This window comes from Nocardia sp. N2S4-5 (genome assembly GCF_044628355.1).
Classification (GTDB): domain Bacteria; phylum Actinomycetota; class Actinomycetes; order Mycobacteriales; family Mycobacteriaceae; genus Nocardia; species Nocardia wallacei_B.
Window position 1 is genome coordinate 6478200 of sequence record NZ_JBIUPM010000001.1, and the last position, 22497, is coordinate 6500696.

General features: G+C 68.0%; 24 protein-coding genes. 11 read left to right on the plus strand and 13 right to left on the minus strand.

What is annotated here, in order from left to right; translation table 11 throughout:
- Positions 1–114 precede the first annotated feature (114 nt).
- On the minus strand, positions 115–1536 hold the full coding sequence (locus ACFMRZ_RS29980) for an MFS transporter (protein ID WP_400181641.1): 1422 nt from the start codon (positions 1534–1536) through the stop codon (positions 115–117).
- A 138-nt stretch (positions 1537–1674) separates the two neighbouring features.
- Here ACFMRZ_RS29980 and rnc point away from each other — a divergent pair, with 138 nt between their 5' ends.
- Both rnc and ACFMRZ_RS29990 read left to right on the plus strand, forming a co-directional pair.
- Entirely contained in the window at positions 1675–2391 is a 717-nt protein-coding gene (rnc, locus tag ACFMRZ_RS29985; RefSeq protein ID WP_400181642.1) for a ribonuclease III, read from the plus strand.
- A 472-nt stretch (positions 2392–2863) separates the two neighbouring features.
- Positions 2864–3763 (plus strand): helix-turn-helix transcriptional regulator, encoded by a 900-nt coding sequence (locus ACFMRZ_RS29990; RefSeq protein ID WP_400181643.1) that lies wholly within the window; start codon positions 2864–2866, stop codon positions 3761–3763.
- A gap of 1 nt (position 3764) precedes the next feature.
- Here the strand turns inward: ACFMRZ_RS29990 and ACFMRZ_RS29995 are convergent, their stop codons facing one another.
- Together ACFMRZ_RS29995 and ACFMRZ_RS30000 are read right to left on the minus strand one after the other, a co-directional pair.
- Complete coding sequence (locus ACFMRZ_RS29995; RefSeq protein ID WP_400181644.1) at positions 3765–4247, minus strand: hypothetical protein; 483 nt, start codon at positions 4245–4247, stop codon at positions 3765–3767.
- A gap of 105 nt (positions 4248–4352) precedes the next feature.
- A complete protein-coding gene (locus ACFMRZ_RS30000; protein ID WP_400181645.1) occupies positions 4353–5576 on the minus strand; it encodes a multiprotein-bridging factor 1 family protein in 1224 nt (407 codons plus the stop codon).
- Between the two features lie 131 nt (positions 5577–5707).
- On the opposite strand from ACFMRZ_RS30000, the gene ACFMRZ_RS30005 reads away from it, so the two are divergent.
- Together ACFMRZ_RS30005 and ACFMRZ_RS30010 are read left to right on the plus strand one after the other, a co-directional pair.
- A complete protein-coding gene (locus tag ACFMRZ_RS30005) occupies positions 5708–5971 on the plus strand; it encodes a hypothetical protein (protein ID WP_400181646.1) in 264 nt (87 codons plus the stop codon).
- Positions 5968–6456 (plus strand): hypothetical protein, encoded by a 489-nt coding sequence (locus ACFMRZ_RS30010; RefSeq protein WP_400181647.1) that lies wholly within the window; start codon positions 5968–5970, stop codon positions 6454–6456. The genes ACFMRZ_RS30005 and ACFMRZ_RS30010 overlap by 4 nt, the downstream gene beginning before the upstream one ends.
- A 72-nt stretch (positions 6457–6528) precedes the next feature.
- Here the strand turns inward: ACFMRZ_RS30010 and ACFMRZ_RS30015 are convergent, their stop codons facing one another.
- Positions 6529–7440, minus strand: a complete 912-nt coding sequence (locus ACFMRZ_RS30015; protein ID WP_400181648.1) for an SDR family oxidoreductase — start codon at positions 7438–7440, stop codon at positions 6529–6531.
- 181 nt (positions 7441–7621) lie between these two features.
- Here ACFMRZ_RS30015 and ACFMRZ_RS30020 point away from each other — a divergent pair, with 181 nt between their 5' ends.
- A complete protein-coding gene (locus ACFMRZ_RS30020) occupies positions 7622–8179 on the plus strand; it encodes a type 1 glutamine amidotransferase domain-containing protein (protein WP_280276968.1) in 558 nt (185 codons plus the stop codon).
- Positions 8180–8230: 51 nt separating this feature from the next.
- On the opposite strand, the gene ACFMRZ_RS30025 is transcribed toward ACFMRZ_RS30020, so the two are convergent.
- Entirely contained in the window at positions 8231–10216 is a 1986-nt protein-coding gene (locus ACFMRZ_RS30025; RefSeq protein WP_400181649.1) for a BTAD domain-containing putative transcriptional regulator, read from the minus strand.
- Between the two features lie 138 nt (positions 10217–10354).
- Between ACFMRZ_RS30025 and ACFMRZ_RS30030 the strand changes: the two genes are divergently transcribed.
- The gene (locus ACFMRZ_RS30030) at positions 10355–11236 is read left to right on the plus strand and encodes an alpha/beta fold hydrolase (protein WP_400181650.1); all 882 of its coding nucleotides are present in this window, start codon (positions 10355–10357) and stop codon (positions 11234–11236) included.
- Positions 11237–11245: 9 nt separating this feature from the next.
- On the opposite strand, the gene ACFMRZ_RS30035 is transcribed toward ACFMRZ_RS30030, so the two are convergent.
- Together ACFMRZ_RS30035 and ACFMRZ_RS30040 are read right to left on the minus strand one after the other, a co-directional pair.
- Positions 11246–12124, minus strand: a complete 879-nt coding sequence (locus ACFMRZ_RS30035; protein WP_400181651.1) for a virginiamycin B lyase — start codon at positions 12122–12124, stop codon at positions 11246–11248.
- A gap of 56 nt (positions 12125–12180) precedes the next feature.
- Positions 12181–12795 carry a TetR family transcriptional regulator gene (locus ACFMRZ_RS30040; protein WP_400181652.1) on the minus strand — a complete coding sequence of 205 codons (615 nt, stop codon included), beginning with the start codon at positions 12793–12795 and terminating at the stop codon, positions 12181–12183.
- A gap of 163 nt (positions 12796–12958) precedes the next feature.
- Between ACFMRZ_RS30040 and ACFMRZ_RS30045 the strand changes: the two genes are divergently transcribed.
- The 3 genes from ACFMRZ_RS30045 to ACFMRZ_RS30055 are packed head-to-tail and all read left to right on the plus strand — an operon-like array spanning position 12959 to position 15550.
- Entirely contained in the window at positions 12959–14062 is a 1104-nt protein-coding gene (locus ACFMRZ_RS30045; RefSeq protein ID WP_400181653.1) for a ferredoxin reductase, read from the plus strand.
- Positions 14063–14077: 15 nt separating this feature from the next.
- Positions 14078–15226, plus strand: a complete 1149-nt coding sequence (locus tag ACFMRZ_RS30050; protein ID WP_280365171.1) for an acyl-CoA desaturase — start codon at positions 14078–14080, stop codon at positions 15224–15226.
- Positions 15227–15550, plus strand: a complete 324-nt coding sequence (locus ACFMRZ_RS30055) for a hypothetical protein (RefSeq protein WP_280365173.1) — start codon at positions 15227–15229, stop codon at positions 15548–15550.
- A 14-nt stretch (positions 15551–15564) separates the two neighbouring features.
- Here ACFMRZ_RS30055 and ACFMRZ_RS30060 read toward each other — a convergent pair whose 3' ends face one another.
- Complete coding sequence (locus ACFMRZ_RS30060; protein ID WP_280276961.1) at positions 15565–16086, minus strand: DUF4254 domain-containing protein; 522 nt, start codon at positions 16084–16086, stop codon at positions 15565–15567.
- Between the two features lie 451 nt (positions 16087–16537).
- Here ACFMRZ_RS30060 and ACFMRZ_RS30065 point away from each other — a divergent pair, with 451 nt between their 5' ends.
- The gene (locus ACFMRZ_RS30065; protein ID WP_280276960.1) at positions 16538–16858 is read left to right on the plus strand and encodes a hypothetical protein; all 321 of its coding nucleotides are present in this window, start codon (positions 16538–16540) and stop codon (positions 16856–16858) included.
- A gap of 30 nt (positions 16859–16888) precedes the next feature.
- Here the strand turns inward: ACFMRZ_RS30065 and ACFMRZ_RS30070 are convergent, their stop codons facing one another.
- The 4 genes from ACFMRZ_RS30070 to ACFMRZ_RS30085 form a co-directional block, all read right to left on the minus strand.
- Positions 16889–17428, minus strand: a complete 540-nt coding sequence (locus tag ACFMRZ_RS30070) for a GTP-binding protein (RefSeq protein WP_400183006.1) — start codon at positions 17426–17428, stop codon at positions 16889–16891.
- Between the two features lie 55 nt (positions 17429–17483).
- Positions 17484–17795, minus strand: coding sequence for a DUF742 domain-containing protein (locus ACFMRZ_RS30075; RefSeq protein WP_400181654.1), 312 nt, complete (start codon positions 17793–17795; stop codon positions 17484–17486).
- Positions 17796–17911: 116 nt separating this feature from the next.
- A complete protein-coding gene (locus tag ACFMRZ_RS30080; protein ID WP_400181655.1) occupies positions 17912–18340 on the minus strand; it encodes a roadblock/LC7 domain-containing protein in 429 nt (142 codons plus the stop codon).
- Positions 18337–21129, minus strand: coding sequence for a nitrate- and nitrite sensing domain-containing protein (locus ACFMRZ_RS30085; protein WP_400181656.1), 2793 nt, complete (start codon positions 21127–21129; stop codon positions 18337–18339). The genes ACFMRZ_RS30080 and ACFMRZ_RS30085 overlap by 4 nt, the downstream gene beginning before the upstream one ends.
- 259 nt (positions 21130–21388) lie before the next feature.
- Here ACFMRZ_RS30085 and ACFMRZ_RS30090 point away from each other — a divergent pair, with 259 nt between their 5' ends.
- Positions 21389–22087, plus strand: coding sequence for a DUF4389 domain-containing protein (locus ACFMRZ_RS30090; protein WP_400181657.1), 699 nt, complete (start codon positions 21389–21391; stop codon positions 22085–22087).
- On the opposite strand, the gene ACFMRZ_RS30095 is transcribed toward ACFMRZ_RS30090, so the two are convergent.
- Complete coding sequence (locus ACFMRZ_RS30095) at positions 21985–22425, minus strand: hypothetical protein (protein ID WP_400181658.1); 441 nt, start codon at positions 22423–22425, stop codon at positions 21985–21987. The two genes, ACFMRZ_RS30090 and ACFMRZ_RS30095, sit on opposite strands and share 103 nt — an antisense overlap.
- Positions 22426–22497: the final 72 nt, after the last annotated feature.

Sequence of the window (22497 nt, forward strand, 5' to 3'; positions counted from 1 at the left end):
GTTGCGGTAGAGAGAGATTCCGAATTTCTCTGTACCATCGGAGGCGGTGCTCGCACCAGCTCGGATACGGGAAGGGTGCCTCGCGGAGTCTCGCGGGGTGCCCTTCTGCCGGTTTTACCGCACCGCGCGGGCCGCCAAAACGCTTGCCACCAGCACTGTTATCCCTTCGGCCACGGCGGTGACGCCGACGGCGTGTGCCGCGGACAAGGCCGTGGCGCCGGCCTGGCTCAGGAACAGCGAGCCGAAACCGGCGATGCCGACCACGATGCCCAATTGCACGCTGGTCACCAGAATGCCGCTGGCGTCGGAGGCCAGTGCGGGCGGGACCTTGCTCAGCGCCCGAGTCATCAACGGGCTGAACGCGATTCCGAAGCCGAGACCGGTCACGCCGAAGATCGTCAACTCCAGCGCTCCCATGGCGTGACCGTCACGCAGGCGCAGGCCGAGCAGCACGATCGTCACGGCGCCGAGCACCAGACCGCCCGGAGTCGTGAACGGCTGCAGGCGTTTCGGTATCCGCTGCCAATTCAAGCCGGCGAGCGCGTAGACGCCGCCGAACGGGATGAACAGCAGACCGGCGTGCAGTGCCGAGTATCCGAGCGGGCCTTGCAGGTGGATCGCGGTGGCGAACAGCCAGCCGCTGAAGGTGGCCATGATCACGAACAGCGTGCCCGCGACCAGGACCAGACCGGGCGCGCGCAGCACGCGATCGGAGAACAGCGGTTCGCCGCCGCGCCGGTGCACGCGGCGCTCGACGAGGGCGAAGGTGGCGAAACCGATTGCCGCACAGACCAGCGCGATCCAGGTCCACACCGGCCAGTGCTGCTCGTGGCCGAGGACGAGTGGCAGTACCAGCAGCAGGACGGCCGGGGTGAGTGCGGACAGTCCGGCCAGATCCAGCTTGCGCTCGACACGGACGGCGGCGGGAAGGACTCCCGGCGCGATCGCCAGCAGGGCCAGGCCGATCGGCACGTTCACCAGAAATACGCCGCGCCAACCGCTTCCGGCGATATCGGCGCTGACGAGCAGACCGCCCACGATCTGCCCCACCACCATCGCGCCGGAGATTACCGCCGCATAGGCCGACAGCGCCCGCGCCCGCGCGCCACCACTGAACGTCTTCTGGATCAGCGTCATCACCTGCGGCACCATGGTCGCCGCACCCACACCCTGAATGAATCGGAACACGATGAGCGCCAACGTATTCCACGCCAGGCCGCAGGCGAGCGAGGCCACCGTGAACAATGCCAGCCCGGTCAGGAACATCGTCCGCTGGCCGACCTTGTCCCCGAGCCGAGCACCGGTCACCAGCAGTACGGCGTAGGAGATCACATAACCGGACACGATCAGCTGCAACGCCGACCCGCTGGCATCGAGCGAGGTGCGGATGGAGGGAATCGCGACATTGACGATCGAGGCATCGAGAACCGCCATGAACTGCCCGAGCAGAATCACGGCGAGAACGGTCAGCGACCGGCCGGACGACAGCGCCGATACGCCGGTCGCCGATGGAGTTTCAGGCAGCGTTCGTGTCATGCCGCCGAGCCTGCGCCGCTTCCGATCCCGGTAACAGGAGCCTGCTCATACTGGTAGTGAGAGCACCTGGTTGCGGGGCCTTCGCGATGATGGGGAGACGAAATGCGAGTTGGTGATCGTCCGAATGGTGTTGCCGCGGTGGCCGAAGCGACCGGTTTGGCCGTCGATGCGGATTTGATCCTGTGCGCGTTGACCCATCGTTCCTTCGCCTACGAACACAGCGGACAAGAGCACAACGAGCGGCTGGAGTTCGTCGGCAGTGCCGTTGTGTCCCTGGCGGTGACCGAGGTGCTCTACCGCAGAAATCAGCAGTTGGCGGAGGATGATCTGGAGAAGTTGCGGACCGCGGTGGTCAATATGCGTGCGACCGCCGGGGTCGCGCGTCGATTTCTGCCGGGGGGACTGGGGCGGTACATCCGGTTGGGGCGAGGGGAGGCCGCGACCGGCGGCCGGGACAAGGACAGCATCCTGGCCGGTGCGTTGAAAGCGGTCGCCGGGGCGATCTACTTGCAGTACGGCGTCGGGGTCGCATCGCGGGTGGTCGCACAGCTATTCGAGCCGTCGGTCGCCGCGGCCATGCGCAACTCCGGCGGCGGTCCGGATTGGAAAACGGATCTGCAGGAGTTGACGGCGCGTAGGCGGTGGGGTGTCCCGGAATACCGAGTGCGGGATCGTGGCCCGCGCCATGAGCGTCGGTTCGCCGCGTCGGTGACGGTCGGCGGCGTGCTCGTCGGTGAGGGCGACGGTGGCAGTAAGAAGCAGGCGCAACAGAGCGCCGCGAGACAGGCGTGGGTAACGCTCGCCGCCTATGACCCTGATTCCGGGGTTAGCCCAACCGACGGCAAGGTGTCATAATCGGTCCTGTCCTCGCCAACTGTCTTCCCCCTGTGGGGGTGCTGCCGCTCGCGGTCCACTTCTGTAGGGGTTCGCGCAGCTGACGTTGTTTCTTCGCCATGCCAGGAGAACAACGCCCATGTCTGCGCCCATGGTCCTTTTGTCGGTCACTCCGGTGGCCTGTCTGGCCGTTGCCGCTGCTGTCCGCAGGTCGAGCGATGCGGTCGCGGTTTTGCTCGCGGCAGCGGTTGCCTTGTTCTCGCGTGATCGCGTGCGTGCTCGCCGAGCGATCACCGTCCTGCGGCTGTTCCTCGACGCTCGGGCGGGGAGAGACGGTCCGAAGCGTGGTCCTGCGCGGGAGAAGTGAGGCGGGTATCGGCGCGGACAACGTTCCTGTCTTGGGGAAGCGTGTCGGATCCTGGTAACAGGAGCCTGCTCATACTGGTAGTGGCAGCACCTGGATACCGGCCCGGTGGTCGGTGAGGATGGGTGCATGGTTGCGGAGTCCCGGACGGTGCGGAAGGTGCGGCGTACCGAGTTGGCGGCGTTTCTGCGGACTCGCCGGGCTCGGATCATGCCCGAGGATGTGGGGCTGCCGTCCGGGCCGCGGCGGCGTACGCCGGGGTTGCGCCGCGAAGAGGTCGCCCAATTGGCCGGGGTCGGGGTCACTTGGTACACCTGGCTGGAGCAAGGGCGCGACATCAATGTCAGTGTGCAGGTGCTGGACGCGATCGCGCGCACGCTGGCCCTGGATGCCGTGGAGCGCGCCCATCTCTATCGACTCGCGGATGTGCCGACGGTGCCGAGTTGGCATGTCGAGGAGGGGGTTCCCGAAGAGTTGCAGGTGATTCTGGATCACCTGTATCCGCTGCCGGCCGTGTTGCTGTCGGGGCGGTACGACGTGCTGGCGCACAACGAGGCCTATGCGGCGCTGTGCCCGGGGTTCATCCGGGGTGAGCGCAATGTGATTAGGAAGGTGTTCTTCACCGAGGAGTGCTGCAATCCGTATCCCGGTCAGCCCGAGCATGTCTGCCGTATGGTCGGGTTTCTGCGGAGCGGTTACGCCAAGAATCTGCACGATCCGGAGTGGGTGGCGTTCATCGACGACATGTGCGCGCGCAGTGCGCGTTTCGCCGCGCTGTGGGCGCGTAACGACGTCGCCTCGCCGTTGGGCCGGTATCGCATGGTCCGCAATGTCGCCAGCGGTGATATGGAGGTTGTCATGACCAGCATGTCGCTACCGTCGATGAGCGGATCCTGGGTCCAGATACTCACTCCCGCACAGGATTCCGACTGGGAGAAGCTGAACCGTTTGCTCGCCATGTCTCCGGATGAGCGCGCCCGGCCCTGGCAGGAGCATTTCGATCGGTATCACGCCGAGGCGACGGCCTGACTCACACCTTGTGCAGCACACCGTTGATGGTGCTGCCGACGGCGCCGGTGCGGTAGGCGAGGGACCCGTCGGTGTGCAGCTGAATCGTCGATTGCGCACCCTTGTCGCAGTCCGTGCCGGTCACCGATTCGGCGGTCAGGGTCAGCTCGGTTTCGGAGGCGCTGACTACCCGCTCCACTCGGTCGCAACGGGCGCCCGTGGCCGTATTGGTATGCGACGAAGTGGCGGCCTGTTCGGAACCCTCGCCATTGATCGTCAAGACGACATCGAAGGTCTCACGCCCGTTGTCGGCGGCCCCCTGCCACGCCCCGACGAACGCGGGCGCGGCCGTCGCCGCCGAATCGGTATCCTCCGGATTGCGGACATACGCGATCACCGCAATCGCCACGATCAAAATCGCGATAGGCCCCACGACGGCCAGCCGCAGCCGGTTCTTCCGACGAATAGCCTGCTCTTCCGGCGTCTCCCACTGCTCCCGACCCACCTACCAAGTGTAGGCCCATTGGCAGCCGTCGGTCCCGTGTTTTCCGCACCTGGTCACGTAATGCATTGCGACACGGCCGCTCTCGTTATCTCGAGACTCCGCGTTTCAAGCCGCCACGCCGACGCGCTCGCTCAGAGCGTGCACGTCGTCTCGCATTCCCGAAGGGGGTGACTTCAGTAGACCGCGGAGCAGGTCCCGTGCGAAACCGTTGTATCGGATGGTTTCCGGAGCCGTCCGTTCCGATTTCGACAGCAAGGCGAGTGTGGCGACCGCATCGTCGCGGCGGTGATGAGCGCGGGCGACTTCGATGAAATGCCTGCTGCGGCGGGGTACGGAGACGATCCGCTCCGCGTCGAACGTCTGTGCCGCCTGCAACGCTTCTCCGGAACGGCGCAGCTCCACGCCGAGGGTCACCGCGTGCGCGGCCATCACGGGCTGCGAAAACGATGTCTGCACATGCCGATACGACGGGCCGAGCAGTCTGACGGTGCGGTCGGCGCGTGCCCAGTAGCGCCAGGCGTCTCCATGTCGGCCTCGACGCGCGTGCACGTAGGCGATCTCGGCATCGAGCGCTCCCGCGATACCGCGCCAATCGTCGGATGTTCCCGGCCGATCGAGGTAGGGAGTCAAACGGTCGATCGAATCGTGAGCCAGGCCGATCGCTTCTTCCCACCGACCGGAATCTCGCAGAGCCTGCACCATAGACCATGCGCTGCATGCGATCACGTAGGGATCGTCGGCCTCGTAGCCCTCGTTGAGTCCGCGGTCGGCGACCATCCAGACCAGTTCCGGGGCAGGTTGGTAGGCGACGTAGAAGTCCGCGAGTTGATACACCCCGGCCAGGATCTTGCGGGCCGTACGGCGTTCCGCACCGGGCGTGCGCGCCGCCGTCTGCGCGTCGCGAATCAGCCCTGGCAGCAACGCACCCAACTGTGTTCGATGGTCCGGGCTGGCATGCCGGATCTGCCACGCCTGCCGCAACCGTTCGGCCAGATGCTGCGGCTGCGTGCGCCTGCCGGACGGGCTCGCACGGAAGTCCGTCAGCGCGTTCTGTACCTCGGTCAGCGCCGCGTGGCGTTCCCCTGCGAACACCGCCACCGGCACGGCGTGACCGTCACCGGCCAGTTCGGCGAGATCTCGAATTTCGAGAGCCTGGGCGATTCGCAGCAGGATGGGAAGCCTCGGAGTCTGCAAGCGGCCGTTCTCGACAGCCTTCAACCACTCCGCCGATTTGCCGATCAAACCGGCCAGAACCGGCCGCGACATCCCCGCGCGCTCTCTCCGCAACTTGATTCGCCGGCCGATCGCCAGGCTGTCCTCGCCGTTCACGATAACGCCCTCCGCTCGTCGCCCCCGAGATCAAGGCTAGCGAAGCGGCCAGGGGTACGGAATGTACCCGGCAGCATTCGGTGCCGAATCTACCTTCGTTGGCACCTGAAGAACCGACCTCGAGGTGTCGAATGATCCTGATTATCAGTCTGGTCGCGGTGCTGGCAGCGGTCACTGGCGCGGCCTTGTTCCTGCCGATACAGCCATCCCGCCACATGCCCGCGTCCGATGCTGCGGTGAACGGCTCGGCGGATACTTCCAAAACGCGCCTGCCGCAACGCATTCCTGGCTCTTACGGATTTGCGAGAGATCCGGTGTCGAGGCCTCCCGGAACCGTTCTGGCTCGGACCGCTGCCGCCATCGAGCAATGGAGTGAGGAGGACGAAGCATCATGATGATCCCGGTGGTCGGCGACCTGTTGGATGCCATGGACGGACGGTTCGACCCGCACCACCCGCAGGTCGACATTCTCCGTGCCGCATGGCTTCTGGCCACGTTCGACTCCTGGTTTGCGCCGAGGAGCGTGCATGCGATGCGGATCGACGCCGCCTCCGGCAATATCGCTCACCTGGAATCCGGCGCGGAAGCATTGCACGCGCTGGATGTGGATCTTGCCCTCGTTACCGGTGATGCGCTGATCGACCGCATTGCCGCCGCCGTCGGCGGGGATCGGGAATACGCCCTCGCGGTCGATGAACTCGCGATCAGTTGGTCCGTCGTGCACGAGACGCGGACCAGGTTCAGTCGGTGCGTGGACAGTGATGCGGACGCTCGGTTCGGCGAGGCATGTCGTGACTACGAGCAGGTAGCACGAACGCATCGGTGGCGGTACGCGAATCGGTCGGCGCGGTTGTCGGTGTGGGACGGTGTCGGAATGTGACACACGAAAGTTGGTGCGACGGAACGGATGTGGGCGATCCCACCGGTTCAGCGGTCGGATCGCCCCGCACGTTCAGGATTCGCTCGGGAGCCGGAAATAGTGCCCCGCGTCGAGGTCTTCGAGGAGGTTGGGGTGGGTGGGTTTCCAGTTGAGGAGGTCTTGGGTTCGGGTGCTGGAGGTGGGATTGTCCAGCGTGACCATGGGGGCCAGGAAGCCGAAGTGGGCGGGGGCGGACTCCGGGGGGATGCTCACCGCGGGGATGTTCAGGTGGCGGGCGATGGTTTCGGCGATGTCGCGGAGGGGGACGCCCTCGTCGTCGACGGCGTGCAGGCGGGAGCCGGCGGGGGCGGATTCGAGGGCCAGCCGGTACAGGTGGGCGGCGTCGCGGGTGTGGCCGGCGGGCCAGCGGTTGGCGCCGTCGCCGACGTAGCCGGAGACGCCCTTCTCGCGGGCGATGGCGATCAGGGTCGGGACGAAACCGTGGTGGTCCAGGTCGCTGTGCACAGTCGGTGGGAGCCGGATGACGCTGGATCGGATACCGCGGTCCGCGTAACCGACGACCGTGTTCTCCGCGTCGATGCGCGGCCCGGATTCCAGCGCGTCGGCCTCGGTGCCGGTCCGCTGCAAGGCGCCGAGCATCCCTGTACCCGACGTGATTACCAGCGGTTTACCGGTGCCCGCGAGGGCCTCGCCGAACGCCTGGACAACCCGTAGGTCGGCGTCGGCCGCGCCGGCGTAATCGCCCGACAGCATGTTCTCGTGTTTGAACGCCAGATGGATCACGCCGTCCGCGGCGGTCGCGGCGGCGGCCAGACCGGCGAGAGCGTCGAGGTCGCCGCGATGCACCTCGGCGCCCGCGGCGACCAGCGCGTCGGCCGAGCGCTGCGAACGAGCCAGGCCGACGACCTCGTGCCCGGCGGCGCGGAGTTCCGGGACCACGGCGGAACCTACGTGCCCGGACGCTCCGGTGACGAATACCCGCATGGTGAAACACCTTCCTGCGATGAGTTCGGGGCTCGCACCGCGGTGCGAGAGCGGCCTATGACAGCCGCTGTCATCAGCGTAGCGCTTATGTCAGTTGCTGTCATCAATCCCGGCGCGTGCCGTCGTTTGGGCGGTTTCGCGCCGGGTAGATCGCACAGGTAGCCGAGAAGAGGAGGTAACTGTGTCCGCAGAACTCGAGGGTGCGCGCGTCCTGATCGTCACCTCCAATGCCGGGGTCGAGCACGACGAGTTGGTGGTGCCGCGCGACCAGCTGCGCCAACGCGGCGCTCAGGTGCGGCATGCCGCGATGAAAGGCGAAGCGGTACAGACGTATCGCCACGATCTGGAGCCCGCCGAGCAGGTGCAGCCCGACGTCACCCTGGATGCCGTGGCGCCCGACGACATCGACGTGCTGGTCGTCCCCGGCGGCACGGTCAACGCCGACACGCTGCGCACCGACGACCGCGCCCGCGAACTGGTTCGTGCCGTGAAGTCGGCGGGCAAGCCGATCGCCGCGATCTGCCACGGTCCGTGGCTGCTGGTGGACGCCGAGGTGCTCCCCGGCAAGACGCTGACGTCCTACCCGTCGCTGCGCACGGACATCGTCAATGCCGGTGGGAAATGGGTGGACCAGTCGGTGATGCGCTGCGATCACAACGGCTGGATCCTGATCACCTCGCGCAAGCCGGACGACCTGCCCGACTTCGTCGACACCATCACCACCGAACTGAGCCGCTGACAAGCCACCGAACGACGAGCCGGTGCGGATCGGCCTCGGCCACGCGCGTATTCAACTGAGCGCGTGAGCAATTCGGTTCAGCCAGTCCCGCACCGGCCCGAGGCTGATCATGCCGCTGCCCGCGCCCGCCAGTTCGGCGGTGGCTGGTGACAAGCGAGTATGTGCCCGGCGCAACACTTTTCGGTCGTCTATCGCCAGCGCGACGACCGCTTCCAAGCAGGTTTGCGCCTCGTACATGAGATCCGCGGGCGGCTCCGGCAGGGCATGCAAGGCGTCCTTCGCGTCGGCGTCGCGGTTCTCCCGAAGCGCGACGAAGGGCTCTATCCAAGGCCGGTACGGTCCCCAATCTTCCTGCGGATCAACGTATTCCGCGGCGGCGCGGGCGGACACCGCGCCGCCGGACAGCCGCAGGCACAGCAACGCCAGGGGGAGTAGGCCGCGTTCCGCCCCGGGCATCCCCGCGCCGTCCAGACGTTGCGCGGCACCACGATACGCGGCCTCCGCGTCGGCCTCGGAACCGGTGGCGGCGAGTCGAAGCGCCCGATACCACTCGGTGAACACGCCGGTCAACGGCCGTTCGTAGCGTTCGCCCAAGCGGTCTGCCGTGGCGGCATGACGATCCGCGGCAGCGAAATCGCCGAGCGCGCCGCACGCCTGCACGCGAATCAGATGTCCGAGAATCTCGAACGACGCCAGTCCGTGCCTGGCCGCCAGATCGACCAGCTCCGAACCGATTTCGCCGCGCCGTGAAGCGAGACCGGCGCGGGTGCACGACTGCATGAACTTCCCGTTGAGAGCGAAAGCCAGTAGCGCGGGATCATCCAGTCGCCGCGCGATCTCCTCGGCGCGGTGCGCCGCCTCCGGCCCCCGCGGCGAGCGACTGCCGCGCATCTCCACAGCGATCGTGGCGAGCAGACGGCAGCGCGCGGGGTCGTGCGGTTCGTCGCCGGGCAGCGCGGACAGCGTGCGTTCGGCCGCGGCGACCACCTGCTCGGCCTGCCGCGGGTCGTCGCTGCGGGTCCAGATCGCGGGGACGTCGAAGGCGCCGATCACCCGGGCGGTCAGCTCCGGGTCACCGAACTCCTCGGCGGCCGTGATGGCCGCCATCCGATGCTCCCGGGCCAGTTCGAGGCCGGTGCCGCCGGTGACGGCGAGGTTGCGGAGCAGGCCCACCGTCGAATCCAGCCGGGCTCGGGATCCGGCGGAGACGGCCCGGTCGTACGCCGCGGTGGCCTCCGTCCACACCTGGGCCGCCGCGGTCTCCGGACTCGGCCGCGGTTCCAAGCGCGGATGGTGAGACAGGATGTCGGCCTCCAACCGGCGTAGTCGCGGGCCGGGGTCGAGTCCGAGTTCGTCGGCCAGTGCGGTGCGGGCGCGGCGCAGTACCGCGAGCGAATCAGCCTGGCGCCCAGACCGATACAACGCCGACGCCAGGAGCGCCCACGCCTCTTCGCGCCACGGGTGGTCGGTCAGGTGGGCGTTCAGGTCAGCGATCACCTCGGCTGCCCTGCCCAATGCCAGCCGGGCCTGGGCATGCTGTTCGACGGCATGTAACCGCAGCTCCGCCAGCCGGGCGCGCTCGGTCCGGGCCCAATCTTCGTGCGCGAATTCGGCGTAGGACGGGCCGCGCCACCATCGCAGCGCGTCGTCCAGCCGCTGGAGCGCCTGCGCGGGCGGCAACTCGGCCGCCGTGCGGACGGCCGTTTCGAAACGCCACGAATCGACCGCGTCCGGCCGCGCCCGCAGTGCGTAACCGGGCCCCTCGGTCACCAGCAGCCTCGGAGCGGCACGCGGCGGCCGATCCGGTTCGAGCACGCGCCGCAGATCGCCGACGAAGGTGCGGATCGCGCCGACCGCACCCGCGGCCGGGTCCTCCCAGAGGTCCTCCACCAGGCGCGACACCGGAACCAACTGCCCGCGAGCCACAATCAATCGCGCCAGCACCGCCCGATGCCGCGGCCCCTTCAACCCGAGCGCCCCGCCGTCGGCGTCCCACGCGGTCACCGGCCCGAGCACGCCGAACGTGACCTGCCGCATGCCGCCTCCCTACCGTCTGTCACCGCGCTGAACCATCGAATGACGCACTGACCTCGGTGCTGATCGGATGCTGATTCGCCCGCGGCACAGTCGATGATGCCCGCCGGTCCGGCGGATCCGTCCCGACGAGAGAGATTCATGGAAACACCGACCATCCCCGATTTCGAGTATCGCCGCGTGCCGGTCGCGCCCGGTGTCGCACTCAACGCCGCGATCGGCGGGCGCGGCCGTCCGATCGTGCTGCTGCACGGTTTCCCGCAGACCCATCTGATGTGGCGGCACGTGGCCGCCCGGCTCGCCGCCGACCACACCGTCATCTGCCCGGACCTGCGCGGATACGGTGCCAGCGACAAACCGGCCGAGATCGACAAGGCCACGTACAGCAAGCGGACCATGGCCGCGGACATCGTCGCGCTGGCCGCCGCGCTCGGCCACGAACGGTTCGCCCTCGCCGGGCACGACCGCGGCGCGCTGGTCGCCTTCCGGGCGGGGCTGGACCACCCCGACACGATCACTCATGTGGCCTGCCTGGACGTCCTGCCGACGCTCGATATGTGGGACGTGATGCACGGCGTCGATGCGGCCGTCGGTTTCCACCTCTACCTCATGGCGCAACCGCCGGGCCTGACCGAACAGCTGATCGCGAATTCCCCGGACGCCTTCTTCGGCCACTTCCTCGACATCTGGAGCCTGCGCCCCGACGCCGTACCGGCCGATATCCGCGCCGCCTACCTGAACGCCTGCCGCGCCGCCGTGCCCTCGATCGTCGCGGACTACCGCGCCTCCGCCACGGCCGACCTCGAACACGACCGCGCCGACCGCACCGCCGGAAACCTCCTGCGAATGCCGGTGACCGTCCTACAGCAGGACTGGGGCGCCGCACTCGGCTTCGACGCCGCCGCCCGGTGGCGCGCCTGGACGAAGGACCTGGCCCACGCCACCGTCACCTCCGGACACTTCATGGCCGAGGAGGACCCCGACCGCATCACCGCGGAACTGCGCGCCCTGCTGGCGCGGTGAAGACTTCCGTCACGGTGTAATGCGTGCCAGCGCTCCGTTTTCCAGCGCCGTCCACAGCGCGCCGTCCGGACCCGGTGCGATACCATGCGGCTCGGCGCCGGCGGTGGGCAGGTCGTGGGTTTCGATGACTCCGTCGACGGTGATCGAGCCGACCCGGTTACCGGCCCACTCGGTGAACCACAGCCGGCCGTCACCACCCGCGGTGATCGCGTGCGGCCGTCCTTCGGGGTCGGGCAGCGGGAACTCGGTCACCTCGCCGTCCGGCGTGATGCGCCCGATATAACCCGCCGCGATCGCGACGAACCACACCGCGCCGTCGGGTCCCGCGGTGATGCCCACGGGGGCCGAGCCCGGAGTTGTCAACGGGTGCACCGTGATCGCGCCGTCCATCCCGATTCGTCCGATCGCGTCGGCTTGGTTCATGGTGAACCACATGTCGCCGTCGGCCCCCGCGGTGATGGCCGACGCGAACGCACCCGGGCGCGGCAGCGGGAATTCGGAAACCGCACCGGCGGTGGTGATCCGGCCGATCCGGTCCGCGGCGGTGGCGGTGAACCACAACGCCCCGTCCGGTCCGGCGGCGATCCCGAACGGGCCGGAATCCTTTGTAGGCAAGGAGAATTCGGTGATCGAGCCGTCGACGGTGATTCGGCCGATCCGATGGGCCCGATACTCGGTGAACCAGAGCGCCTCGTCGGGACCGGACGTGATGATCGTCGGACCACAGTCCGGCGCGAGGCGATGATAGTCCGCGGCACCGCCAGGAATCAGCCGTCCGATCCGGCCTTCGTGTACCAAGGTGAACCACAGCGCGCCGTCCGGCCCTGTCGTCACGGCGTACGGACCGCCGTCGGCTACCGGAAACTCTTCGATCGATACGCGGGTCACGCGGACTTCTCCCATGGTGGCGGTGGTTGATGCGGCCGCCACCATATCGCCGCGCCTCAGGTCGACGAGCGCCAGGCGGCCATGCCGAGGGCGATCATGCGGACCTGGCGGACCGTGCGGTCGACGATGTCCACGCGGTCGCGCAGGGCGGCGGCCACGTAGTCGGCGATGTGGTCGGCGACGGTGGACACGATCAGGTCGGCGGCCAGCTCCAGATCGTCGGGCGACCAGGTGTCCAGGGCCCTGACCCGCGAGAGATCGACCACCAGCTCCCGGGTGATGAGCTGCATTTCGACCGCGATCGCGGTGCGCAGCGCCGCCGAACCGCCGTGCCGCTCCCGGATCAGGAAGCCGTACAGCGCCTCCCGGCCCGCGACCTGGCCGAAGACGAAACGCACGGTCTCGGCGAGCCTGGCATCCGGCGTGCGCCGCAATTCCCTTAGGGCCAGGCGCAATTGGCGCACGCCCTCGTCCACCAGCGCGGTGCCCAGTTCGTCCAGCGAGGCGTAATGGCGGTAGAACGCGGTCGGAACGATGCCGGCCGAGCGCGCGATCTCGCGCAGGGACAGGGCCGCGAAGCCACGGTCGGCGGCCAGCGCCAGCGTGCCCTCCAGCAGGGCCTGCCGCGTGCGCTCTTTGCGCTCGACTCGGGACTCCACCTGCTCACTCACATCGCTGAGCATACATCCGTTCACGATTCGTACTCTCCTAGGGATGTTGCCTCGGTCACAGCATCTGCTGGTTGAACTTGTATGGCACCAGCAGGCACACTATCTGAGTGTACAGATGTGCACCGAAAGTTTAGTGGTTACGTCGAGGCTCTGGGAGAACCGAATGGTGGGACTCATCGACCTGGTGCAGACATTGACTTCGCCGCACCCGCTCGATCGCTATCTCGAACTGGTGCGGCCGACGCTCACCCTGCGCGACATGCGCGCCGAGATCACCCACGTGCGGCACTCGGCGTCGGATTCGGTGACCTTGACACTGCGCCCGACCTGGCAGTGGACCGGCCACCGCGCCGGACAGTACGTGCAGGTCGGAGTGCTGATCGACGGCGTGAAGCACACCCGCTGCTATTCGCCGGTCGACGCGCAGGGACGCGGGAGCCGACGCCTGCGGCTGACGGTCAAGGCGCATTCGCACGGCCTGGTGTCGCAGTATCTCTACCGTCACGCCGCCCCCGGCATGGTGGTGGATCTCGCTCCCGCGGCGGGCACCTTCGCGCTGCCCGATCCGCGGCCGGACAAGGTCCTGCTGATCAGCGGCGGCAGCGGCATCACGCCGGTGCTGTCGATGCTGCGCACGCTCGATCGCGAGAAGCACCCGGGCGCCGTGGTATTCCTGCACTACGCTAAGGCGCCGGAGGCAGTGCCGCATCGCACGGAACTGACGGACATCGCCGAGCGGCACGGCAATTTCCACATCGAATTGCGCTACCCGAGCCGCGGTGCGGGCGAGCGCCTGGGTTCGCCGGTCGCGGCCGAGGCGCGCCCCGTCGGCCACTTCGACTACGACACGGTGGAGCAGCTGGCGCCGTGGTTCGCGACCGGGGAGGCCTTCGTCTGCGGCCCGCCCGCGCTGATGGACTCGGTACGCCGGGTCTACCAGGCCGAAGGACTCGAAAACCGGCTGCACAGTGAGGAATTCATCATCTCGACCACGCCGGTGGACCCGGCGGACGTCACCGGCACCACGACCTTCTCGGCGAGTGGCGTGCAGCAGGCCAATGCCGGCGCCAGCCTGCTCGAGCAGGCCGAATCCGCCGGGCTCACCCCGGAATACGGCTGCCGGATGGGAATCTGCTTCTCCTGCACCGCCGTCCGGCGGTCCGGCTGCACCCGCGACCTGCGCACCGGCGAGCTGGACGGCGACCCCGATCAGCCCATCCAGCTCTGCATCAGTGCCGCAGTCGGCGACGTCGACATCGAAATCTGAAAGGGGAGAACAACTATGACCATTCTCACCGAGACCAAGGACGGCCCGCTGGTGCTCAGCCCGCAGCAGGTCGAGGAGATCGGCCGCCGGCTCGACGAGCTGCGCGAGCGGATCACCGCCGACCTGGGCGAGCGCGACCGGGAGTACATCTACTCGATCATCAAGGCGCAGCGCGGGTTCGAGATCGCCGGCCGCGGCCTGATGTATCTGGGTTTCCTGCCGCCGTTCTGGCTGGCCGGCGTCGCCGCGCTGAGCGTGTCGAAGATCCTGGACAACATGGAGATCGGCCACAACGTCATGCACGGCCAGTGGGACTGGATGCGTGAGCCGGGGCTCAATTCCCGTGTCTTCGAATGGGATACGGTCTGCCCGGCCGATCAGTGGAAGCACTCGCACAACTACATGCACCACACCTACACCAACATCCACGGCCGCGACCGGGACATCGGGTACGGCGTGCTGCGCATCGACGAAGGGCAGCCGTGGAACCCGTACTACCTGGGCAACCCGGCGTACGCCTTCCTGCTGATGATGCTGTTCGAGTGGGGCGTGATGCTGCACGACCTCGAGGCCGACAACATCGTCAAGGGCAAGCGCAAGTGGTCCGACATCAAGAAGCTGGCCAAGGGGCAACTGCGCAAGGCTGGTAGGCAGGTGCTCAAGGACTATGTGGTGTTCCCGCTGCTGAGCGGGCCGCTGTTCCTGTCCACCCTGGCCGGGAACGCCACCGCCAATATCGTCCGCAACATCTGGGCCTATTCGATCATCTTCTGCGGCCACTTCCCGGCGGGCGTACAGACGTTCACCGAAGAGGAGACCGCGGAGGAGACCCGCGGCGAATGGTATGTGCGGCAGATGCTCGGTTCGGCGAACATCACCGGCAGCAAGCTGTTCCACATCATGTCCGGGAACCTGTCGCATCAGATCGAGCATCACCTGTTCCCGGACCTGCCGGCCAACCGCTACCCCGAGATCGCTCCCGAGGTGCGCGCGCTGTGCGAGAAGTACGGCCTGCCCTACAACACCGGCCCGCTGAGCAAGCAGGTCGGCGAGGTGTGGATGAAGCTGTTCCGGCTCGCGCTGCCGCCGGCGCTCGCCAAGAATGCCCCGCAGCCAGGTGTTATCGTGATGCGAGAGCGGCATCCTAGCGAAGCGGGCGTGTGAATGATCGGAAAGTTCGAAAGCAACAAGGATCTGATCCAGGAGTTGACGTCGTCCGGGGCGCGGCACGTCGGCAATATCGCCACGATCATCACGAGCACCGTCGCCGAGGTGACCCGTGAGATCGGCGAGTGGGTCACCGACGCGATCGAGATGCGGGAGGCGGCCGCGGCGGCCCAGCGCGATCAGGCCGCCGCCGCCGACGTGAACGCCGGGCGCGACGAGCCGGACGTGTTGCTCGATGAGCCCCGGCAGACGCCACACGTGTCCACCGAACAGCCGTATATCGACGCCGATATCGAGATCGTCGACCCGCGGGACCGCTGAGACCGGTTGCCGGGTCAGAAGACCGGCAAGCGGCGGCGGTGTTCGGTGACGTCGGTGATCAGATCCTTGTAGCCGTCGGCCAACTCGGCGAGGCGTACCCATTGCAGGTGCGCCTCGCTGTCCACGCCCATTCGCGTATCGGGTGTCGGCAGGCCCAGAGCATGTTGGGCGGCAACCCATTTCGCCGCCATTCGATCGATGACCGAGCCGAGGGTCTCGGTGTGCAGCGAGGCGCCCTCCCGGTGCGGGATGTTGTCCCCGACCCAGGTGTCGATGCGCGCGATCAGCCGCATCCGAGTGACATCGACATCGTCGACGACCTGACTGCACGCGGCCACCCGGCTGCTGGGCACGCCGGGCGCGCGGGCGTCGCGCTGGGCGTGGCGCCGCCGTTCGTGACATCGCACCAGCGCCGCGGCCGCGTCGAGCACGGGATGCGCGTGTTGTTCGTGGTCTGCGCGAAAGGCCCGCAAGAGCGCCGCCGCGGACGGCAGTTCGCCGAATCCGATACGGCCGTCGGCGTATTCGGTGGACATGGTGTTCCCACCCTCGTACTAGCGTCGACTGGATACGCCAGGGCCGAGGGGGTATCGGGGAGGGGCTCCCCTCGGCTCCGGCGCAGCCCCGCGGGCCCGGACACGGCAGCCCACCACAAACGCTCACGGTGAAGAAACCGGGAAATCCGCGACGATGCGATAGAAGAGTGTCCGGGAAATGCGGGACATATTCAGGAAAGCGCGTCGGCAGAACCCACGCAACAGTCGGACGCCCGAAACACCGAAGCTGCGGGCAATCGTTATACACCATTACGGCGGGGTCACATGATCGCGAAGATCGGTGATCTTCCGGCACGGTAGGTACTACAGGTACCCGGGCGGTGCGTCGGCGAAACCCGCTGCCGCCGAGCGGACGGCCGCGCGGTCGCGATAGCGACACGGGAGCTATCCACGCCGCGTCGGGGGACGTCGTCCGATAGCCTGCTATTTCGTGTCTGCCTATGTGTCCTCCCCGGAGCTGACCTTCGGCTTCCTGTTCGCACTGGAAGACCCCGAGCGAATCGCCGAGGTGGTCCGCAATCTCATGGAACGCCGGACGGTTTCGGTGTTCCGGCTGGCACACGTGTCGGGCACCGCGGGTCCCCCGGAGCGTTACGTCGTGAATTGGGCCGCCATTCCGCAGATTTCGATCACCACCGAGGCCCCGGACGGCGAGGAGTTGCTGGCCGCTCGCACCATGCTGGTGAACGCGTTCCTCGACGACGAGGGCGCGGTCAGCCTGTATTCGTCGCAGGGCAATCTGCCGGGGTGAATCCGAAGGTGCTCCGGGATACTCCCGGCGTCACGTGGCGACCGCGTGCGACAACCGATGCAGCAGCACCTGTTCGAGCAGTTCGACCAGGACCCGCTTGACCGACTCGCGGTCGCGGGCATCGCATTCGACCAGGTGGATCGACTCGTCGATGTCGAGCGCCTCGCGCACCTCGTCGAGTGCGAACTGCGGGGCGCCGTCGAAACGGTTGACCGCCACCACGAATGCGGTGTCGCGCTGCTCGAAGTAGTCCAGCACCGGGTAGCAGTCCTCGACCCGGCCGGTGTCGACCAGGATCACCCCGCCCAGCGCGCCGTCGAGCAGGTCGTCCCAGAGGAATTCGAACCGCTGCTGGCCCGGCGTGCCGAACAGGTACAGCACCAGCGTGCGATCCAGAGTGATGCGCCCGAAATCCATTGCCACCGTGGTGGTCGTCTTGTCGGCGCGCCGGCCGGGATCGTCGACGCCGACGGAGACCTCGGTCATCGCGGCCTCGGTGGACAGCGGCTCGATCTCGGAGATGGCGCCGATGAAGGTGGTCTTGCCGACCCCGAAGCCGCCGCTGACCACGATCTTGACCGAGGAGGGGGACGGGTCCGGCGCGGGGTTGCCGGAGGGGCCGATGTCAGAGTGCCCGAACAAGATCCCTGATCCTCTCGATGGCGGCGGTGGACAGTTCGTCGGCGGTGTGCACCGACACGTGCCCGGCGGTGACCAGGTCGCTGACCACGACCCGGGCGACACCGAGCGGAACCCGCAGTGCGGCAGCGATTTCCGCGACCGAGTGGGGTCGCTGGCACAGCCGCACCACCGTGGACTGTTCGAACCGCAAAGGGGCCGACAGCGCGGCGGTGGTGGCGTGGACCAGTGCTTCGATGCGTAGTCCCGCGATCAGCGGAGCGGTGCGGCCGCCCGTCATCAGGAACGGTCGCACCACGGGCTCTTCGGTGGAGCGTGATGTCGTCGGGTCTGATTGTGCCACAGCGGAACTCGACCACGCATCCGGTCGGTTCAGAGCGATCATCCGGTGGTCGGGCAGCCGGTGCGACTCGGTCATCTGCGCAGCGATTCCCGCAGTTCGGTGATGAGGGCCGGAGTGAGCAGGGCGCCGGCGCGGTCGGCCAGCACGGCCATCTGGTACCCGACCAGGCCCACATCGGCGTCGCTGTCCGCGATCACGCCGACGCAGCTGCCGTCGGCGATCGCCGAGACGAGCAGGAAGCCGCGGCGCATCTCGATCATGATCAGTTTCAGGCCGTCGAAGTCGTAGCTGCGCGAGGCGCTGCGCGACAGGCTGACCAGGCCGGATACCATGGCGGCCAGCCGATCCGCGTCGGTCCGGTCGAGGTCGTCCGACATCGCCGTCAGCAGGCCGTCCGAGGACACCGCGACCGCGTCGCGCACGCCGTCGGTGGTGCGGACGAAGTCGGTGAGCAGCCAGTTGAAGGCGTGCGGGTCGGTGTCGGACAGGTGGGTGGTCACCTGGGTTCCTCCTGGTTCGTCGGTACCGGAATCCGTTGCCGCTCTTCGGTTTCGCCGCGCTGATGGCCGCTGCGGAAACCGGCGAGCATGCTGCGGACCTGGTCGGGGGAGCGATCGGCGGCGGGCGCCACCGGATGCCGGGGCGGGGCCGCCGGGCGATTCCCCGCATCACGAGTCTTCCGCGCCCGCTTGACGAGACCGTTTCGCGTACGTTGAACTTCGGCTACCGGCGTGTCTCCGCCACTGTGAGGTTCACCCGCCCCGCCGTGCCGCCCCCGCTCCACCGCCGCGGCGAACAACGAATCCTTCATCGGCCCGGGCGGCAATGTAGGAAACGGATCCGGATACGCCCCGGTTACGGCCCCATCCGCCCCGCCGACCCGAAGACTGTGCCGCCCCACCGAACCCGGCTGCAGCCCCGAACCCGGCTGTTGTCCCGCCGAATCCGGTTGCCGCCCGATGGGATTCGGTTGCTGTTCGGTGGTATGCGGCTGCCGCCCGATCGAACCCGGCTGCCTCACGGTCGAATCCGGGAGCTGCCCTGCCGAATCCGACTGTTCGGCCGAATCCGGGGGCCACACGGACGTAAACGGCTGCGGCCCTGACGAAATGGCCTCCGCTGAAGCACTATGCCGCGTAGGCGATCCGGGAGGCCATGCCGAGGACTCGGTCGATGTCCCGGTGGCCCACTGCGAGGTATCTCCGGGCTGCACCTCGACACGCCCGCTCCCGTTCGTGGGCTGGCTGACCACGGGCAATCGCGCTGCGGATGCGGCGGGAGGCACGCCCTCCGGAAGGCCTGAACGGCCGATAGCCGCTACAGGTTCGGAAGAAGCGACGGGATCGGGGGCAGGCGTGGTGGGGTCGGCCAGCAGGGTGGTGGGGAGCAGGAGGCGGGCCACCACGCCGCTGACCGGGGAGACGGTGAGTTCGACGGCTATGCCGAGGCGGCGGGCCAGGCGGCCGACGACATAGTGGCCGAGGAAGCGGGTGGGTGCGACCAGGAATTCGGCGTCGCCGCGGAGCCGGGCGTTGGCTTCGGCGAGTTGGGCGGCGGGCATGCCGACGCCGTGGTCGACGATGGCGAGCAGGTACTGCTGCCCGATGCGGCGGCCGTAGATCTCGACCTCGAGGTCCGGTGGTGAGAAGGCGAGGCCGTTCTCGATCAGTTCCGCCACCATGTGCGCCAGCTCGCTGACCACCGCGCCGGTGACGGGCACATCGTCGACGCGGCGCAAGGTCACGCGCCGGTAGTCGTCCACTTCCGACAGCGCCGCGCGGATGACGTCGGTCAGCGGGATCGGTTCCGCCCAGCGCCGCGGGCTCGCCTCGCCGACGAGCACCAGCAGGCTCTCGGCATTGCGGCGCATGCGCGTCGCGAGATGGTCGAGTTCGAACATATTGCCCAGCATCTTGGGATCGAGTTCCTCGCGCTCGAACTCGCTGATCAGCGCCAGCTGGCGGCGGACCAGGTTCTGGTTGCGCCGGCCCAGATTCGCCAGCGACTCGGTGGTGTTGCGCTGCAGCAGCGCCTGCTGCGAGGCGAGTTCGTAGGCGGTGACCTGTACCCGGTCGAAAGCCTCTGCCACCGAGACGATCTCGGTGCTGGCGGCGGCGGGGGTCCGGACCCGTTGCGGCGGATCGGGTTCGGCGCCGGTGGTGGTGTGCCAGGCCGCGATGAGTTCCGGCAGCCGCCGCGAGGCCACGTCGTCGGCCTCCGCCGCCAGCGCGGCCAGCGGCCGCACGATCGCGCGCGCACTGGCGACCACCAGCAGCACCAGGGCGAGCAGCGCCAGCACGGCGGCGCCGGTGTAGACGCCGAGGGTGGTCGCGGCCTCGCGGCGCAGCTGATCGGCCCGATTTTCGATGTCGGCGCCGATCGCGCCCTGCACGCCGCGCTGCGCGTCGATCACGGCGGTGGTCCGCGCCCACCAGTCGGCGGCGTCCACCGGGTGGGTCAGCGGCCCGCGGTCGGAGGCGAGCGCCACCGCCTCGGACTCGGCGGCCCGGGTGGCGTCGGCGGAGCGCAGCGCGGCGTCGAACCCGGCCCGGCGCTCGGGGGTCGCGTCCTCCCGGAAGGCTTCGACCGCGGCCTGCTGACCCGCGCGGATGTTGAGGAACTGCACGTATTCGCCCGGCCCGAAGCCGCCCGCGGCGAACACGCCGTTGAGGAAGCCGCGCTCCTGGCCCGTGTACTCCTTGGCGTCGCCGAGCCGGTACAGCGCCTGCAGGCCGCGCCACACCCGGTCGTCGCGGGCATGGTCGAGTCCGGAGCGGGTGCGGCCGAGCGCGCTGATCGCGCCGGTATAGAACTGGAAGGCCGCGGCGCGGTCGAGGCGGCCGGTGTCGATCCGCGTCCGGGTGTCGCCGAGCGTGCCGAGTTGGTCGAACGCGCCACGCGCCGGGGCCACGCCGGGCGCGTCGGTGGCGAGCGTGGTGTCCAGCGCCGCCAGTGCCCGGTCGGTGTCCGCACGCTGGGTGTCGACCGTCGCGCGCAGCGCCGGATCACCGCCCAGCAGACCGTTGCTGAGGCCGCGTTCCCGCTGCAGTTCGTGCACGGCGTCCTGTACCGACAGGGCCAGCGAGACCGCGCGGACGGTGGCATCGGTATCGCGATACGAACCGACCTCGCGGGCGACGATCACGCCGAGCAGCACGAGCGCCAGCGCCACCGACACCACCAGGACTCGCGTGAGCTGACCGCGAATGGTGCGGGGGCGGACCACGCGGGCCAGCGGTGTGAGCCTTTTGCTACCTGACGGCAACAATCGAGCGCGGCGGAATTGCACTTGTACTCCTCGCTTTTCGCTCGACACCGACCTCCGGCGCATGCCGCGGAGAATCACAAGCAACGTCGCACACCCCGGCGGCTTCCGCAACAGCTACAGCCGTTCGCCACGACACTGGCTCGAATGCGACACGCCGGGCCGTCGAGCTGTTATGACACGTCCAGTGTGGAAAGTCCCATGAATTTACGTCCGCATGGGAAACAATTGACGACACAACCGGCCCGACCGCAGGGCCGAAACGCCCGAGAGGAGCGTGATCATGAATCCGGAAACCGTGAATCCGAACCCGATCAGAGTGCGAGGCGATCTCGACCCCGCGCTGTCGCGGTGGCAATGGATCGTCAAATGGATTCTGGCGATACCGCACTACATCGTGCTGTTCTTCCTGAGCATCGCGTACGCCGTGGTGACCGTGATCGCATTCTTTGCCATTCTGTTCACAACCCGTTATCCCCGTGGGCTTTTCGATTTCAATGTGGGTGTCATGCGCTGGTCCTGGCGGGTGCGCTTCTACGCGTTCTCGGCGCTGGGCACCGATCGGTATCCGCCGTTCAGCCTGCGCTCGAACGACGACTATCCGGCCGATCTCGAGGTCGACTATCCGGAGCGGCTGTCGCGCGGTCTGGTGTTGATCAAGTGGTGGTTGCTGGCTATTCCGCAATATCTGATCGTGTGGGCGCTGACGGGCGGCGGGCAGTATTGGGGCGATGACGACGGCGGCGGCATGTTCTTTCCGCCGCTGCTGGGAATTCTCCTCGTCATCGCGGTGATCGGTCTGCTGTTCACCGGCAGCTATCCCGGCGGGCTGTACGCGTTCGTGATGGGCGTGAACCGGTGGACGATCCGGGTGCGCGCCTACACATCGCTGATGCGGGACGAGTATCCGCCCTTCCGGCTGGACCAGGGACCTCGCGAGCCCGAGTCCCAGGGACCGCGCGAGCCCGAATCCGCGTCGTAGATGCGGCGGACCACGTCTTCGATATCGGGCTCCTCGATGGACAGGTCGCGGACCTCGGCGCGCGCCGAGACCGCGGTGAGAAGCTGTGCGGCCGTGGTGGTTTCGGTGTCGAAGGCGAGACGCTGGCGAATGCCGCCACCCTCGCTGGAGATCAGCTGAGCGCCCGGCAGCCCGGTCAGATCGGTGGTGGGTACGGCGAGGTCGACCACGAGCACCCGTCGTACCCCCACCGTGGCGGCCAGCCCCGTGAGCGAGCCGTCGTAGGCCAGCCGGCCGTGGTCGACCACCAGCACCCGCTCGCACAACCGCTCGATATCGCCCATGTCGTGGGTGGTCAACAGCAGCGTGGTGCCTCGCTGGACGCGTTCGTAGGACAGGAACTCCCGCAGCCGCTGTTTGGAGAGGACATC